At 66.6% G+C, this 15,242-nt stretch carries 14 protein-coding genes and 1 tRNA gene; 8 read left to right on the forward strand and 7 right to left on the reverse strand.

Annotated features, from left to right (window positions below):
- Position 1 precedes the first annotated feature (1 nt).
- Positions 2-709, reverse strand: coding sequence for a site-specific integrase (locus AC5Y4C_RS19945; RefSeq protein ID WP_499964665.1), 708 nt, complete (start codon positions 707-709; stop codon positions 2-4).
- 28 nt (positions 710-737) lie between these two features.
- Here AC5Y4C_RS19945 and AC5Y4C_RS19950 point away from each other — a divergent pair, with 28 nt between their 5' ends.
- Positions 738-1,376, forward strand: a complete 639-nt coding sequence (locus tag AC5Y4C_RS19950; protein WP_499964664.1) for a recombinase family protein — start codon at positions 738-740, stop codon at positions 1,374-1,376.
- 4 nt (positions 1,377-1,380) lie between these two features.
- A complete protein-coding gene (locus AC5Y4C_RS19955) occupies positions 1,381-1,635 on the forward strand; it encodes a hypothetical protein (RefSeq protein WP_499964662.1) in 255 nt (84 codons plus the stop codon).
- 243 nt (positions 1,636-1,878) lie between these two features.
- On the opposite strand, the gene AC5Y4C_RS19960 is transcribed toward AC5Y4C_RS19955, so the two are convergent.
- A tRNA-Leu gene (locus AC5Y4C_RS19960) sits at positions 1,879-1,952 on the reverse strand.
- 84 nt (positions 1,953-2,036) lie between these two features.
- Here AC5Y4C_RS19960 and AC5Y4C_RS19965 point away from each other — a divergent pair.
- From AC5Y4C_RS19965 to AC5Y4C_RS19975, 3 genes are all read left to right on the forward strand, one after another.
- Positions 2,037-4,556: a DUF4118 domain-containing protein gene (locus AC5Y4C_RS19965; protein ID WP_499964660.1), complete on the forward strand. Its 2,520-nt coding sequence runs from the start codon at positions 2,037-2,039 to the stop codon at positions 4,554-4,556.
- A complete protein-coding gene (locus AC5Y4C_RS19970) occupies positions 4,553-5,245 on the forward strand; it encodes a response regulator (RefSeq protein ID WP_499964658.1) in 693 nt (230 codons plus the stop codon). The genes AC5Y4C_RS19965 and AC5Y4C_RS19970 overlap by 4 nt, the downstream gene beginning before the upstream one ends.
- An 88-nt stretch (positions 5,246-5,333) precedes the next feature.
- Positions 5,334-7,397 carry an APC family permease gene (locus AC5Y4C_RS19975; RefSeq protein WP_499964657.1) on the forward strand — a complete coding sequence of 688 codons (2,064 nt, stop codon included), beginning with the start codon at positions 5,334-5,336 and terminating at the stop codon, positions 7,395-7,397.
- Between the two features lie 72 nt (positions 7,398-7,469).
- On the opposite strand, the gene AC5Y4C_RS19980 is transcribed toward AC5Y4C_RS19975, so the two are convergent.
- Genes AC5Y4C_RS19980 through AC5Y4C_RS20000 form a run of 5 tightly spaced genes read right to left on the reverse strand, consistent with a single transcriptional unit; the run spans position 7,470 to position 11,630 of the window.
- Positions 7,470-8,426 (reverse strand): Ppx/GppA phosphatase family protein, encoded by a 957-nt coding sequence (locus tag AC5Y4C_RS19980; RefSeq protein WP_499964655.1) that lies wholly within the window; start codon positions 8,424-8,426, stop codon positions 7,470-7,472.
- Positions 8,417-8,908: a DUF501 domain-containing protein gene (locus AC5Y4C_RS19985; protein WP_499964654.1), complete on the reverse strand. Its 492-nt coding sequence runs from the start codon at positions 8,906-8,908 to the stop codon at positions 8,417-8,419. Before AC5Y4C_RS19985 ends, AC5Y4C_RS19980 begins: the two co-directional genes overlap by 10 nt.
- The gene (locus tag AC5Y4C_RS19990; protein ID WP_499964653.1) at positions 8,901-9,554 is read right to left on the reverse strand and encodes an FtsB family cell division protein; all 654 of its coding nucleotides are present in this window, start codon (positions 9,552-9,554) and stop codon (positions 8,901-8,903) included. Before AC5Y4C_RS19990 ends, AC5Y4C_RS19985 begins: the two co-directional genes overlap by 8 nt.
- A gap of 3 nt (positions 9,555-9,557) precedes the next feature.
- The gene (eno, locus tag AC5Y4C_RS19995) at positions 9,558-10,847 is read right to left on the reverse strand and encodes a phosphopyruvate hydratase (protein ID WP_499947681.1); all 1,290 of its coding nucleotides are present in this window, start codon (positions 10,845-10,847) and stop codon (positions 9,558-9,560) included.
- Between the two features lie 51 nt (positions 10,848-10,898).
- Complete coding sequence (locus AC5Y4C_RS20000; protein WP_499909405.1) at positions 10,899-11,630, reverse strand: lytic transglycosylase domain-containing protein; 732 nt, start codon at positions 11,628-11,630, stop codon at positions 10,899-10,901.
- A gap of 218 nt (positions 11,631-11,848) precedes the next feature.
- On the opposite strand from AC5Y4C_RS20000, the gene efeU reads away from it, so the two are divergent.
- From efeU to efeB, 3 genes are read left to right on the forward strand one after another with little or no spacing between them, the layout of a single operon-like run.
- Positions 11,849-12,772: an iron uptake transporter permease EfeU gene (efeU, locus tag AC5Y4C_RS20005; protein WP_499964651.1), complete on the forward strand. Its 924-nt coding sequence runs from the start codon at positions 11,849-11,851 to the stop codon at positions 12,770-12,772.
- A complete protein-coding gene (gene efeO, locus AC5Y4C_RS20010) occupies positions 12,769-13,938 on the forward strand; it encodes an iron uptake system protein EfeO (protein WP_499964649.1) in 1,170 nt (389 codons plus the stop codon). The genes efeU and efeO overlap by 4 nt, the downstream gene beginning before the upstream one ends.
- Entirely contained in the window at positions 13,919-15,241 is a 1,323-nt protein-coding gene (efeB, locus tag AC5Y4C_RS20015) for an iron uptake transporter deferrochelatase/peroxidase subunit (RefSeq protein WP_499964647.1), read from the forward strand. The genes efeO and efeB overlap by 20 nt, the downstream gene beginning before the upstream one ends.
- The last annotated feature ends 1 nt before the right edge of the window (position 15,242 follow it).

Consider the following 15,242-nt stretch of genomic DNA (forward strand, 5'->3'; position numbering starts at 1 on the left):
GTTAGTTTGCCTTCACGCCGAACAGCGGCACTACATTGCTCGGTAGGTCGGCGGGCTCCCCCGGGGCGGGCGGTTCGGGCAGCGTGTTAAGTGGTCCGCCGTCCTGCTCGGGGATGTAGTCGCCGTACACGTGTAGCGTAAGCGTGAAGGTACTGTGGCCCAACCACTTTGATACCTGCATGAAGTGAACACCCGCCGACAGCTGGAGCACTGCGAACGTGTGCCGGAGGTCGTGGAGCCGCACGCCACGAGTCGCCGGTATCGCCGGGGCGGTAGCCGTCGCGGGTACTCCTGGGCGGCTCGCCGGTAGCCCGACGGCCTCCAAGGCGGGCTTGAGGTTGGTGTCGTAAAACGTGCCGATAGCGACGGGCTCGGACGCGTCCAACGGGACCGCGTACCGCTCCCCCTTCGCCCGGTAGCCGCACCCGTTCTTCCGGTTCGGCCACAGCGGCGCTGAGGGCTCGTGTGAGCGGCGATGTACGTCCCGGCGGTACCGGGCCATCCGCTCCGCGAGCCACGCCGGTAGCGGGACCGTCCGGCGCGACTTCTTGGACTTCGGCGTCCCCGTAACCCACTGCCCTGCCTTGCGTTCCTTGGCTCGCCGGACGTGAACGATGCCGCGAGCTGGTTCGCCGGGGCGGGTGGTGATTTGGAGGTCTTGAACCTCTAGCCCCATGACCTCTGATGCCCGTAAGCCGGTGTAGGCCATGAACTCCACCTTGAGTGCATAGGCGGACGTGAATACGACGACCACGGGACCGCTGCGGGTGATCGGCTACTGCCGCGTTAGCACCAAGGACCAAGGCAACAACGGCCACGGCTTAGGGGCACAACGCGATGAGCTCCAACGCTTTTGCGATCAGCGCGGCTACGAACTACTGACGGTTACGACCGATGTAGTCAGCGGACCGCCCTGGCTGGCCGACTACGCCGCTAGCTTGGGCGCCGACGCGCAGACCGCCCTCGCCGCGATCCGCGCAGAGGCTGAACAGCACGTCTTGTCGGCTATGGAGGTTCGGCGTGCCTGCGACGAGTACAACCGAGCGAACGCATGGATCACATGGGAGCTGACCCCAGAACTCCGCGAACGGCTCGACCAACTTCGCGCGCGCCAGCGCGAAGGCCATCGCCGAAGGCTACTCACCTTCAACGACGACAAGAACAAGTATAACCTGGCGGACGGCTGGCCGGCGTTTGACCCCGACAACCCGCACCATCAGTCAGTTCCCATGGCTACCATCGTTGCCAGCCCTGAGACAGTTCACGTCTTGCGCGGCGACTACACGCCAACGGTGTTCTTCCTATACGCCGAGACACGGCACCGGCTGTTTGGGTCGGGCGGACTCTGCGACCTTCCCTTCGCACGGCTGCGATAACGGCATGGCAGGCATGGAGACCCGGCTGGTCGCCATTCCGTACGGAACGCACATCTACATGCTGAACGTATGCGGCCCATGCGGTGACGTGATCGCGCGGTCGTTCGAGCGAGCCCACCCCGACGTGCCGATGGGCAACGTCCGCGTCACCAAGGCGGGGCGTGTCGTGCCGATCCGCGAACCCGTCGAACCCGTCGAACCCGGTGAGCGCTACCCGATGGGTCTGGACGGGCGGGGCGTACCTCCGCGAAACGACTAACCCACGCCGCCTGGCATCGGCCTGCACGGCCCGTGCAGCGATTTGTAGGTATCGGGCCGTACGCCGGGAGATTGAGCGTCGCCACAGCGGCTTGTAACGCCGCTGGACGGATCAGCCGAGGCGTCGGTTCTAGCTAACTCGTGCAGGGGTCTGCTCTTGCTCGGCCGCGTCCTTTTCGCGTCCTCGAAGCTGTATCTAGCCGTCCTAACTACCGAATACCGCCCCTGACCAGGTCATATACCGTGCCCCCACTGGGACTCGAACCCAGACTGGGCGGATTTTAAGTCCGCTGCCTCTGCCAATTGGGCTATGGGGGCGTCGCAACCCGCTCAGCACGGTACCGCGCGGGATTGATCACCGTCATCGCGAGCGAACCGCTGCCGCAGGGGGATGATGATCACGTGAGCTCCGCGTCGGCCAAACGCGGGGAGTTGCGCATCTACCTCGGCGCCGCTCCCGGTGTCGGCAAGACCTACGCCATGCTCTGCGAGGCCCACCGCCGTCTGGAGCGCGGCACCGACGTCGTCGCGGCGGCAGTCGAGACGCACGGCCGCAAGAAGACCGCGCAACTGCTCGAGGGCATCGAGATGGTGCCGCCCAAGTTCGTCGAGTACCGCGGCAGGCGTGTACCGGAACTCGACGTCAAAGCCGTGCTGCAACGTCGGCCGCACGTCGTGCTCGTCGACGACCTCGCCCACGCCAATGCGCCCGGCAGCAAGAACCTCAAACGCTGGCAGGACGTCGAAGAGCTCCTCGATGCCGGAATCACCGTGATCTCCACCGTAGACATCGAGCACATGGAAAGCATGAAAGACGTCGTCGAGCGGATCACCGGGATCGCGCAGAAGGAGACGATTCCCGACGAGGTCGTTCGTGCCGCCGACCAGATCGAGCTCGTCGACATCACGCCAGAAGCGTTGCGGCGCAGGCTCGCCCACGGCAACATCTACTCCCCTGACCGCGTCGACGCCGCCTTGTCCAACTACTTCCGCCCCGGGAACCTGACCGCCCTTCGCGAGCTTGCCTTGCTGTGGCTCGCCGACCAAGTCGATGCGGCCCTCGAGAAGTACCGCGAAGAGAACCAGATCACCGACACCTGGGAGGCGCGCGAACGCGTCGTCGCCGCCGTCACCACCGGGCCGGAGTCAGAGACATTGGTGCGCAGAGCTTCTCGCATCGCCTCCAAGTCCAGCGCTGACCTCATGGTGGTGCATGTGCTTCGCGGAGAAGGCCTTTCAGCCGACTCCGCACCGCGGATCGCCAAGATACGCGAGCTCGCTGCCAGCCTCGGCGCCACCACGCATACCGTTGTCGGCGACGATGTGCCCACGGCGCTATTGGATTTCGCTCGCCAGGTGCACGCCACCCAATTGGTGCTCGGCACCTCCCGGCGTTCGCGATGGGCGCGCATCTTCGACGAGGGCATCGGCGCAACCGTGGTCCAGCAGTCGGGCCCCATCGACGTGCACATGGTCACTCATCCGGAAGCCAACGAGACGTCCCGCCGCCCAGAGCTATCGCCTCGCCGCCACCGCCTGATTTCCTGGCTCGCGGCGATCATGGTGCCGTCGCTGATCTGCGCGGTGACGGTCGCATGGCTTGACCGCGTCATGGGCATCGGCGGTGAGAGTGCCCTGTTCGTCATCGGTGTGCTCATCGTCGCCTTACTGGGCGGCGTTGCCCCCGCTGTACTTTCGGCCGTGCTCTCGGGAATGCTGTTGAACTACTTCCTCACCGAGCCACGGCACACCTTCGCCATCGCCGAGCCCGACGCCGCCGTCACCATCGTTGTGCTGCTCGCCGTCGCCGTCGCTGTCGCGGCGCTGGTTGACAATGCCGCCAACCGCACCCGCGAAGCCCGCCACGCATCGCACGAAGCAGAACTCCTCACACTGTTCGCCGGGTCGGTGTTGCACGGCGCGAACCTCGATACGCTGCTGGAGCGCGTGCGCGAATCCTATTCACAGCGCGCCGTCAGCTTGCTGCGAGAAGGCACGGGCATCGTCGGATGCGTGGGCGAGAATCCATGCGTCGCCGTCGAAACTGCCGACACCGCAGTCCAAGCCGGCGACGACGCATTCTGGCTACTCCTGGCGGGCCGAAAGCTGGCAGCCCGCGACCGTCGCGTGCTCACCGCCGTCGCGAAACAAGCGGCGGGACTCGTCCGCCAACGGGAACTCGCCGAAGAAGCCGGCAAAGCCCAAGCGATCGCGCAGGCCGACGCGCTCCGCCGCTCGCTGCTGTCGGCAGTCAGCCATGACCTGCGCACCCCGCTGGCCGCCGCCAAAGCCGCGGTCTCGAGCCTGCGCAGCAGTGACGTCGACTTCTCCGCCGAAGACACCGCCGAGTTGCTCGCCACCATCGAGGAGTCCGTCGACCAGCTCACCGCGCTCGTCGGCAATCTGCTGGACTCGTCGCGCCTCGCCGCCGGCGCGGTGCGCCCCGAGCTGCGACCCGTGTATCTGGAGGAAACCGTGCAGCAGGCCCTGCTGGCAATCAGCAAGGGAGTCACCGGGTTTCGGCGGCGTGGCCTCGACTGCGTCAAGGTCGACGTCGATGGCGCAGTCGTGATGGCCGACAGCGGATTGCTCGAACGGGTATTGGCGAACCTCATCGACAACGCGCTACGGTATGCGCCCGACAGCCCGGTGCGAGTCACCGCCGGCCGCGTCGGCGACCGCGTGCTGATCGCCGTGGTCGACGAGGGACCCGGGATCCCTCCCGGCAGCGGGGAGCAGTTGTTCGCGCCGTTTCAGCGGCTCGGTGACCACGACACCAGCATCGGCGTCGGCCTCGGCCTGTCGGTGGCTCGCGGCTTCGTCGAGGCGATGGGCGGCACCATTTCGGCCAGCGATACTCCCGGCGGCGGCTTGACCATCGAAATCGATTTGGGAGCACCGGTATTGGCCGGTTCGCCATGACTCAGCACAAGACCCGGGTGCTGATCGTCGACGACGAACCGCAGATCCTGCGTGCGTTACGGATCGACTTGTCGGTGCGCGGTTACGAGGTGGCGACCGCGGCCACCGGCGCCCAGGCGCTGCGCTCGGCGACCGAACATCGGCCCGACGTCATTGTGCTGGACCTAGGGTTGCCCGACATGTCGGGCGTCGAGGTGCTCCGGAGACTGCGCGGCTGGCTCACGGCACCGGTAATCGTGCTGTCGGCGCGCACCGACTCTTCGGACAAGGTGGAAGCTCTCGATGCGGGAGCCGACGACTACGTCACCAAACCCTTTGGCATGGACGAGTTCCTGGCCCGGCTGCGGGCCGCGGTACGCCGGGGCGCGGCCGCGTCAGACACCGACCAGCCCGTCGTCGAGACACCGTCGTTCACCGTCGACCTGGCAGCGAAGAAGGTCACCAAGAACAACGCAGAGGTGCACCTGACCCCGACCGAGTGGGGGATGTTGGAAACGCTGGTGCGCAACCGCGGGAGGCTGGTGGGCCGCGAGGAGCTGCTCAAAGAGGTCTGGGGCCCGGCCTACGCGAAGGAAACCCATTACCTGCGTGTCTATCTGGCGCAACTGCGACGCAAGCTCGAAGACGACCCGTCGCACCCCGTCCATCTGCTGACCGAGGCCGGGATGGGTTACCGCTTCCGGGAGTGACCGGGCACGCCGAACTCGTGCACTTTTACGGAATCTATACGGCTTCCGGACGAGTCGCGGTGGCGCAACGACATTAGGCTCCGATCTTGTGTCGTCACCGACGTCATTGCTCAAGCGCCTGGTCGTCGGACGGCCGTACCGCAGCGACCGGATAGGCCACACCCTGCTGCCGAAACGGATTGCGCTGCCCATCTTCGCCAGCGACCCACTGTCGTCCGTCGCGTATGCGACCCAGGAGATTCTGCTGATCCTCACCCTGGGCGGACTCGCGTACCTCTACCTCACGCCGTGGATCGCTGCCGCCGTCGTGCTGCTTCTCGGCGTGGTGGTGCTGTCCTACCGGCAAGTGGTACAGGCCTACCCCAGCGGGGGCGGCTCCTACGAGGTGGTGTCGACGAATCTCGGCGCACGCGCCGGACTGGTGGTGGCTGCGGCGCTTCTGGTCGACTACGTGATGACGGTTGCTGTCTCCGTTGCGGCGGGTGTCGACAACATCATTTCAGCTGTGCCGGAACTGAATCCGTATCGCGTGGCGATCAACATCGCCTTCATCGTGTTGCTCACCGCGATGAACCTGCGCGGAGTGCGCGAGTCCGGCCGAGCGTTCGCTGTGCCGACCTACGCCTTCATTGTCGGCGTGATGGCGATGATCGTCATCGGCTTGGTGCGTGCGCTACTCGGCGACGCGCCCCAGGCCGAGAGCGCCCACTACGGCATCCATGCCCAGCAGTCCGGCCTGAACACCCTGGCGATCGCCCTGCTGGCGCTGCGCGCCTTCTCGTCGGGATGCACCGCCTTGACCGGAGTGGAGGCCATCTCCAACGGCGTGCCCGCGTTCCAGAAACCCAAGGCCCGCAACGCCGCTCAGACGATGTCGCTGATGGGCGGGCTGGCGATCTCGATGTTCGCCGGCGTCACCGCCCTTGCACTGGTCTCGCACACCCGGGTCGTGGAGGACGCGTGCGACTTGATCGGCTTCCCGGGCGACTGCCACAACGACGCGCAGCGCACCGTGATCGCCCAAATCGCCGCCGCGGTGTTCGGCAACAACAGCATGATGTTCTTCTACATCCAGGCGGCCACCGCGCTGATCCTGATCCTGGCCGCCAACACCGCATACAACGGCTTTCCGTTGCTCAGCTCGATCCTGGCCCAGGAGCGGTACCTGCCCCGGCAACTGCACACCCGCGGCGATCGGCTGGCCTACTCGAACGGCATCATCCTGCTGGCCGTCATCGCAGGGGGCCTGATCTATGCGTTCGACGGCTCGACGACCCGGCTGATCCAGCTCTACATCCTGGGCGTCTTCACCTCGTTCACGCTCTGCCAGACGGGCATGGTGTCGCACTGGAATGCGATGTTGCGCAACGCCGAATCACGTCGGCAGCGGTACCGCATCCACCGTGCCCGCGCGATCAACGCCTTCGGCGCGTGCTTCACCGGGGTGGTGCTCATCGTCGTCATGATCACCAAGTTCTCGCACGGCGCGTATCTGGTGGTGATCGCGATTCCCGTGCTCTGCGTGATGATGCAGGCCATTCACCGGCATTACGCGGCCGTGCGCGAGGAGCTGCGCACCGTGCACGAGGGCGAAGACGAGCCGAAGTTGCCCAGCAGAACCCATGCGATCGTGCTCGTCTCCGGATGGCACAAGGCAACTCAGCGAGCGCTGATGTTCGCCAAGGCGACACGGCCGGACACGCTGACGGCTCTGACTGTGAACGTCGACGACGCGGAGACGCGAGCGCTGATGCAGGAATGGGAGGCACTCGACGTCGACGTCCCGCTCAAGGTCATCGAATCGCCATACCGGGAGATCACCCGCCCCGTCGTCGACTACATCAAGAAGCAACTCAGGAGTGGACCGCGCGACATCGTCAACGTCTACATCCCCGAGTACGTCGTGGGCCGCTGGTGGGAGAACCTGCTGCACAACCAGAGCTCGCTTCGGCTCAAGGGCCGGCTGCTTTTCGAGCCGTCGGTGATGGTCACCAGCGTGCCGTGGCAGCTGCGCTCCTCGACCCGACGCGACCATGCCCGAGTGGAACATGTGGCAGGCGAAGTCCGCAGAGGCATCGACCAGTCCGCACCCACTTCGACGACAGGCCACGCGACGGACCTTCCTGCCGAACCCGTTTACCGCATGTCGTGAGCGGCAGGCGCCCAGACGGTAGCCACTGCGGCAAAGTGCGAGAAAGGGCCGCGTGGAATGCAGTTTCGGCGTCTAGCGCGGCAACTGACCGATCGAGAGCGCGATGCCGTCGAGGATGTCGTGCTCGCTGACGATCAACTGGTCGATGCCCGCACGCTGCTTTAGCACGTCGGCCATTTCTTCCACCACGATCGCCCCGCCGCCGATCACGTCGACACGGCCCTCGTGCATCGGACCCAGCGCCGCCCGCTGCGCGCGCGTCATGCCGATGAGACGCTCGCACACCTCGAGCAACTCGGGAAAACCCACGCGCGACAGGTGAATTGCCGCCGAGTCGTACGTCGGCATCTTCTGCGCCAACGCCGACAGCGTCGTCATCGTGCCGGCCACACCCACCCATGAACGGGCCCGCTCGACGGGCACCACCTGCAACGCCTCCCCCAGCCGTTCGCCAACCACCTCACGCGCTGCGGCCACCTCATTGGCGGTCGGTGGGTCGGAGTGCAGACAGCGCTCGGTCAGCCGCACACAGCCGATGTCGGCGGAGAAGCTGGCCTCCACCTCGGCCGAGCCCAGCACCAGTTCCGTCGAGCCGCCCCCGAGGTCGACGACGAGGAAAGGCGCTTCAGCACAATCCAATTCGGCCACCGCACCGGAAAACGACAGCGCCGCCTCCTCTTCGCCGGTGATCACTTCCGCGACGGCACCCGGCACCGCGGCACCCAGCACCTCGGCGGTCATCGCGAAGAACTCGTCGCGGTTGGCCACGTCACGCGCGGCCGACGTCGCCACCATCCGAACCTTCGCCACCTCGAACCGTTGCAGCAGGCGCGTGTAGTCGGTCAGCGCGGCGCGAGTGCGCGCAAGCGCCTCGGGTGCGAACTCGCCCGTGGCGTCGACACCTTGACCCAGCCGCACGATCCGCATTTCGCGGTGCACTTCGTGCAGCTGGCCGTCGGCCACGTCGGCGATCAACAACCGAATCGAGTTGGTGCCGCAGTCGACGGCCCCGATCCGCGTCACGTCCAATCCTCTTTGACCAGAAGGCCTTCCATCGCAGGGTCGTTCGCCAGCATCGCCAGCGCTTCATCTCCCAGTGGGTTGACGCCCGGCCCCTTGGCCAGCGAATGCGCGATCAGCACATGCAGGCACTTCACCCGGTCCGGCATGCCGCCACCGGAATAAGTGGTGCCCAATGGTTCGATGGCGTCGCGTTCGGCCAGATAGCTCTCGTGGGCGCGGCGGTACGCCGCCGCCAGTTGCCGGTCTGCGGCCAGCCGCGCGGTCATCTCCTTCATCACCCCAGAGGATTCCAGCCGGCTGGCGGCCGCGGTCAACGCGGGGTGCGTCAGGTAGTACAACGTGGGAAACGGCGTACCGTCGGGCAGCCGCGGCGCGGTCTTGACCACCCCCGGTTCGCCGTTCGGGCAGCGGTACGCGATCGCCAGCACGCCACGCGGTTCCCGGCCGAGTTGGCGTGCGACCGCGTCGAGGTCGGCGCGGTCAACCACCGGGCGGCGGAGGCGGACTGGGCGGCGGCGGTGGTGGTTCCGGGGCAGGGCCGGCGGGCGAAATGTTGTGCGGTGTGTCGGCGATCGTGCGCCAAAGTGCGGAGTACCAGGGGCCATTCGACGACGGCTTCGCCGCCGACGCGCCCGGCTGATCCGACGGCGTCACCGCCCCGGGCGGCAGCTGCACCTGATAAGGGATGTCACCGGGCATGACGAAGCCGAGCCGCTCACGCGCCTGCGCAGCGATGAACACCGGATCGGCCAGTTTGGCCTTCTGCTGCTCCAGTTCGGCGATCTGCGCGCGCAGCGTGGCCTCACTGGCGGCCAGCTGCTTCATCTCGGTGCGCTGCGCGAAGTACGTTCGCACCGGCCCGGCGATCGTCAGCGTGAGCACACAGATCACTGCGGCCAGGATCGCCGCACGGCGCGCGGTGAAACCCAGCCGTTGTTCGCTCTGGCGAGCCGCGGCCGCCGCGATCGACGCTGTAATCGACTCTGCCGCAGGCTCTTCCGTGGCCCGGGACTCAGCGGCGCGCGTCTCCCGGCGCTGTGCCGTCGACCGCGGACGCTCCCGCGCGCTGTCGCCCCGGCCGGGACGTGACCCCGGGGAGCGCCGCTTCGGGTCGGACCGCTTGGAGTCGGGCACTGCTCAGTCGGCCTCCAACGAAAAGCGCGGGAACGCAAGGTCTCCGGCGTAGCGTGCGGCGTCGCCGAGGGTCTCCTCGATCCGCAGCAACTGGTTGTACTTGGCGACGCGCTCGCTGCGCGCCGGCGCACCGGTCTTGATCTGACCGCTGCCGACGGCCACCGACAGGTCGGCGATCGTGGTGTCCTCGGTCTCGCCGCTGCGGTGGCTCATCATCGTGCGGTATCCGCTGTTGTGCGCAAGTGCGACCGCGTCCAGCGTCTCGGTGAGCGTGCCGATCTGGTTCACCTTCACCAAAAGCGCGTTGCCGGCGCCCTTTTCGATGCCCTCCTCCAGGCGCTCGGGGTTGGTGACGAACAGATCGTCGCCCACGAGCTGAACCCGGTCGCCGATCTCCTTAGTCAGCGCCACCCAGCCGTCCCAGTCGTCTTCGGCCAGCGGATCTTCGATCGACACCAGCGGATAGGTGTTGAGCAGTTCGGCGTAGAACTGCGCCATCTGCGCGGAGTCGCGGGTCTCCTTCTCGAACGCATAACCGCTTGCGGCGTCGAAGAATTCGGTTGCCGCCACGTCCAGCGCCAGCGCCACCTCCGAACCGGGTTTGTAACCCGCGGCCTCGATCGCCGACAGAATCAGATCCAGGGCGGCCTTGGTGCCCGCGACGTCGGGGGCAAATCCGCCTTCGTCGCCGAGACCCGTCGACAAGCCTTGCTTCTTGAGCACCGACTTCAGCGCGTGGTACACCTCCGCGCCGGCGCGCAGCGCCTCCTTGAAGCTGGGCGCACCGATAGGCGCGATCATGAACTCTTGGACGTCGACGCCGGTGTCGGCGTGCGCGCCGCCGTTGAGGATGTTGAGCATCGGCACCGGCAAGATGTGCGCGTTAGGCCCGCCGAGGTAGCGGAACAGCGGCAGCGCGGCCGATTCCGCGGCCGCCTTCGCCACCGCCAGCGACACCCCGAGGATGGCGTTCGCGCCCAGCCGCGACTTGTCCGGAGTGCCGTCGAGGTCCAGCAGCGCCTGATCCACCAGCCGCTGGTCGTCCGCGGACATTCCGATGACCGCTGGCGCGATCTCGTCGAGCACCGCGGTGACTGCCTTCTCGACGCCCTTGCCGCCGTAGCGCGAAGCGCCGTCGCGCAACTCGACGGCCTCGTGCTCGCCGGTGGACGCTCCCGATGGGACCGCTGCCCGCGCGAACGTCCCGTCGGTGAGGGCCAGTTCGACCTCGACGGTCGGGTTACCGCGGGAGTCGAGAATTTCCCGTGCTCCGACCTGCTCGATGATGGGCACAGTCTCTCCTTGGATCGGCTGGCTAGGACAACTCACCCTAGCGGGCTGTTATTACAGCGGGTGTCCGTCGGCGTATGCGGTGGCCCAGTCGCGCACGGTTCTGGCGTACTGGTCGGACAGGTTGTAGGCGCGCAGGGCTCTCATCCAGCCTTCGGGGGTGGACAGGTCGCGGCCGCGCCAGCACAGATAGCCGGCCGCCGACAGCGCGGCATCGTCGAAGTTGTCCGGGCTGACCACCCCGTCGTTGTTGGCGTCGACACCGTAGAGCCGCCACGTCTCCGGGATGAACTGCATCGGCCCCATTGCCCGGTCGATGCCGTTGTCGCCGTCGAGCAGACCGTGGTCGGTGTCCATGATCTCGAGGTTGCCGTTGCTGCCATCGAGCTGCACGCCGCGAATGGCGGGTGTGACGTCGCCGTTGGGCGCGATCGTGGCGCCGCGGTAGGTGCCGTTGTGGCTTTCGACCATCCCGATGCCGGCCAGCGTGGTCCACGAGATGTGGCAGTCGGGGTTTTCCACCTCGGCGACCCGGGCGGCGTAGGCGTACGCCTCCAGCGCGTTCACCGGCATGTGCAGCGCGGGCGCGCGGGCGGCGGCCCAGGCGTGCAGCTGATCAGCCGGACGCCCCGCGGCATGGGTGTCGATTTCGGGGACCGGGTCGCCCGCCGGGGGCGGCACACCCTCGGGTATCGGCGTCCCCAGATGCCACGAGCAGCTCGAGGCCATCAGCACGGCCGTCGCCGCCAATACGACGACAACCTGCAGCCAGCGCCCCCCGGTCAAAGCCCGGCCCTTTCCGGCATCACTCGCACGAGGGTCCAACCCCCAGCCCTGCGGCGGCAACACATCTCCTCAACGTGCTTCGGTTCACCTCATGGTCCCATGAGAACGGCGACCCTCGGCTCTCCTCCATGCGGTTGACGACGTATACCGTGAAATTCTGTGAATTGGTAAGGTGAGCGGAACCTAACTCGGCGTGCCAAAGTGACGTAAGGAAGCGCATGACTGCAGGCCCAGATCTCTCTGTGAGCGTGACCGCGGCCGCCCCGACGCTTTCTTCTCAGCTGGTTGGCAGCGGACTGATCGGGCTGCGCGAGGGCCTGGAAACCGGGATCGTCGTGATGGTGCTCGTGGCGTTTCTGGTCAAGGCACAGCGGCGCGACGCACTCAAGTGGGTGTGGCTCGGTGTGGGCGCAGCGGTTGCGATGACCGTCGGCGTGTTCCTGATCATCCAGTACAGCGCTTACACCGTCACCGACCTCGGCGCTGAGGCGATCGCCGGGATTGCGTCCCTGGTCGCGGTCGCGATCGTCACCACCATGGTGCTGTGGATGAAGAAGGCCGCGGCCGGTATCTCCGGTGAGTTGCGCGCCGGCATGGCCAAGGCGCTGGAAACCGGTGCGCTGGCGGTGTTCGCGCTGGCATTCCTGGCCGTCGGCCGGGAGGGCTTCGAGACCGCGCTGTTCATGGTCGGCTACGCCGAAGCCGAAACCGCTTGGCCGCTGGTTGGATTGCTGCTCGGGGTGCTGGTGGCCGCCGCGATCGCCTGGGGCATGTACCTGGGTGCGGTACGGATCAACCTGGGCAAGTTCTTCACCTACACCGGGGTATTCCTCATCCTTGTCGCCGCGGGCATCCTCGGCTACGGCGTGCACGCGCTGCAGACGGTCGGCTGGCTTCCCGGCCTGGGCGCCACCGCTTTCGACATCAGCCACTGGATCAATTGGTCCGCCTGGTACGGCGAACTGATCCAAGGCATCTTCAACATCAGCCCGATGCCGTCGGTGCTGCAGTTGGTCGTCTACCTCACCTACCTGGTCGTGGTGCTGGCGCTGTTCCTTCGTCCCACCCACAAGCCCGCACGTCCCGCCGAGAGCGCCGCGCAGCCGGCGCCCCAACCCACCCCGGAAAGGTCCACTACGTGAGCCGTCGTTCTTCCGCGAGCAGAGGCTTGGCGGCGATCGCTGCCGTGTTGGCCGGCGCCTCGCTGGCAAGCTGTGCCGCCAAGGATTCCGCCAAGAACAACTCCTCGGCGGCGGGAGCCGCAACGGAGGTCACGGTCACCGCAACCGACACCAGCTGTCAGCTGTCGAAGACCGAAACCACAACGGGCGCAACCACCTTCGTCATCACCAACAACGGCAACAAGGTCACCGAGTTCTATGTCTACGGCGAGGGCCAGCGGGTGATGGGCGAGGTCGAGAACATCTCCCCCGGCTTGCAGCGCAAGCTCGTCGTGAACCTCGACGAACCCGGCAAGTACCAAACCGCCTGCAAACCAGGCATGGTGGGCGACGGCATCCGGGGAGACTTCACCGTCACCGGCGAAGCGGTGAACACCAGCGCCGAGGGCAAGTTTGAGGAAGCCTCGGACAACTACAAGCGCTACGTGCTGTCGCAGACCGACGCGCTTCTCGCCGCCACGGAGTTGTTCGTCAATGCGGTCAAAAAGGGCGACGTCGCTGCGGCCAAGGCCCAATACCCCACGGCCCGAACGTATTACGAGCGGATCGAGCCGGTCGCCGAGTCGTTCCCCAATGACTTGGACCCGCGCATCGACCGGCGCGAGGCCGACCTCGAGCCGGGCCAGAAGTGGACCGGTTTCCACCGGCTGGAAAAGGATCTGTGGGTGACCGGCCCCCAGCCCGATACGAACGCGATCGCCGACCAGCTGATGAACGACGTCCGCGAACTTCACCAGCAGGTGGCGTCGCCCGACTACAGAATCGACTCCACCCAGATCGCCGGCGGCGCGCAGGGACTGCTCGACGAGATCGCGATCAGCAAGATCACCGGCGAAGAAGACATTTTCAGCCATACCGACCTATGGGACTTCCACGCCAATGTGGAGGGCTCCCAGGCCGCGGTCGCGTCGGTGCGCCCGATCCTCGACCAGCGCGATGCACAGCTAGGCAAGCGGGTGGACCAGCGGTTCACCGACGTGTTCGCACTGCTGGACAAGTATCGCAAAGGCGACGCATTCGTCTCGTATGAGACCGTGACCGAGCCTGCACGCCAAGAACTTTCACGCGCCATCGACGCACTGTCCAAGGAAGTCAGCCAGGTTCAAGGTGTCATCGCCCCGCAGTAACGATCCGGTCGAGCCCGACGCCGTCGCCACCGGCGAGCGGCGCGGCATCTCTCGGCGCACGCTGTTCGGCGCGGCCGGGGTGACCGCGGCGGTGGTGGGCGCCGCAGGAGCGGGTGCGCTGGCCGGGCGCGCGACGGCCGCCGCTGAAGCGGTGGACATCCACCGGCCGATTCCGTTCCGCGGCGAGCACCAGGCCGGCATCGTCACCCCGCAGCAGGACCGGCTGCACTTCTGCGCGTTCGACGTCACCACCGATTCGCGCGACGACGTCGTGGCGCTGCTGCGGCAGTGGACGAAGATGGCGGAGCGGATGACCGCGGGCGACGAAACCGTCCCACGCGGCGCGGTAGGACTCAACCCCCATGCGCCGCCGTCGGATACCGGTGAGGCGCTTGGACTTCCGGCCTCCGCGTTGACGCTGACGATCGGGTTCGGGCCGTCGTTCTTCCTCAAAGACGGCAAGGACCGCTTCGGCATCGCTCATCGCAAGCCGGCCGCACTGGCGGACTTGCCGAAATTTCCCAACGAGACGCTGGACCCGGCGCGATGCGGCGGCGACATCTGCGTGCAAGCGTGCGCGAACGACCCACAAGTGGCGGTGCACGCGATCCGCAATCTGGCCCGCGTCGCGTTCGGCACGGCCGCGGTGCGCTGGACGCAGCTGGGCTTCGGACGCACGTCGTCCACCTCTCGCGACCAGACGACGCCGCGAAACCTGTTCGGCTTCAAGGACGGAACGCGCAATCTCAAGGCCGAGGACACCGAGAAGCTGAACCAGCACGTCTGGGTACCGCCGGGGGACGGGCCGGACTGGATGACCGGGGGCAGCTACCTGATTACCCGGCGCATCCGGATGCGGATCGAAAACTGGGACCGCACAACGCTTTTGGAGCAGGAGCGGGTGATCGGCAGGCACAAGGGCAGCGGTGCGCCGATCGGCTATGGCGACGAGTTCGACGAGCTGGATCTGACCAGCACGACCAGTAAGGGCGAACCGCTGATCGACCGCGACGCCCACGTGCGGCTGGCCTCGGCGGAGCAGCTCGGCGGAATCGAAATTCTGCGCCGCGGCTACAACTTCACCGACGGCGCCGACGGATTCGGCCACCTGGACTTCGGCCTGTTCTTCATCGCGTTCGTGCGCAATCCGCTGACGCACTTCGTGCCGATGCAGACCGTGCTGTCGCGCAAGGACCTGCTCAACGAATACATCACTCACACCAGCAGCGCGGTGTTCGCCTGCCCGCCCGGTGTTCGGGAGCACGACTCGTCGGGCTTCTGGGGTTCGACCCTGTTCGCCTGAG

It is taken from the genome of Mycobacterium sp. NGS35 (genome assembly GCF_059812855.1).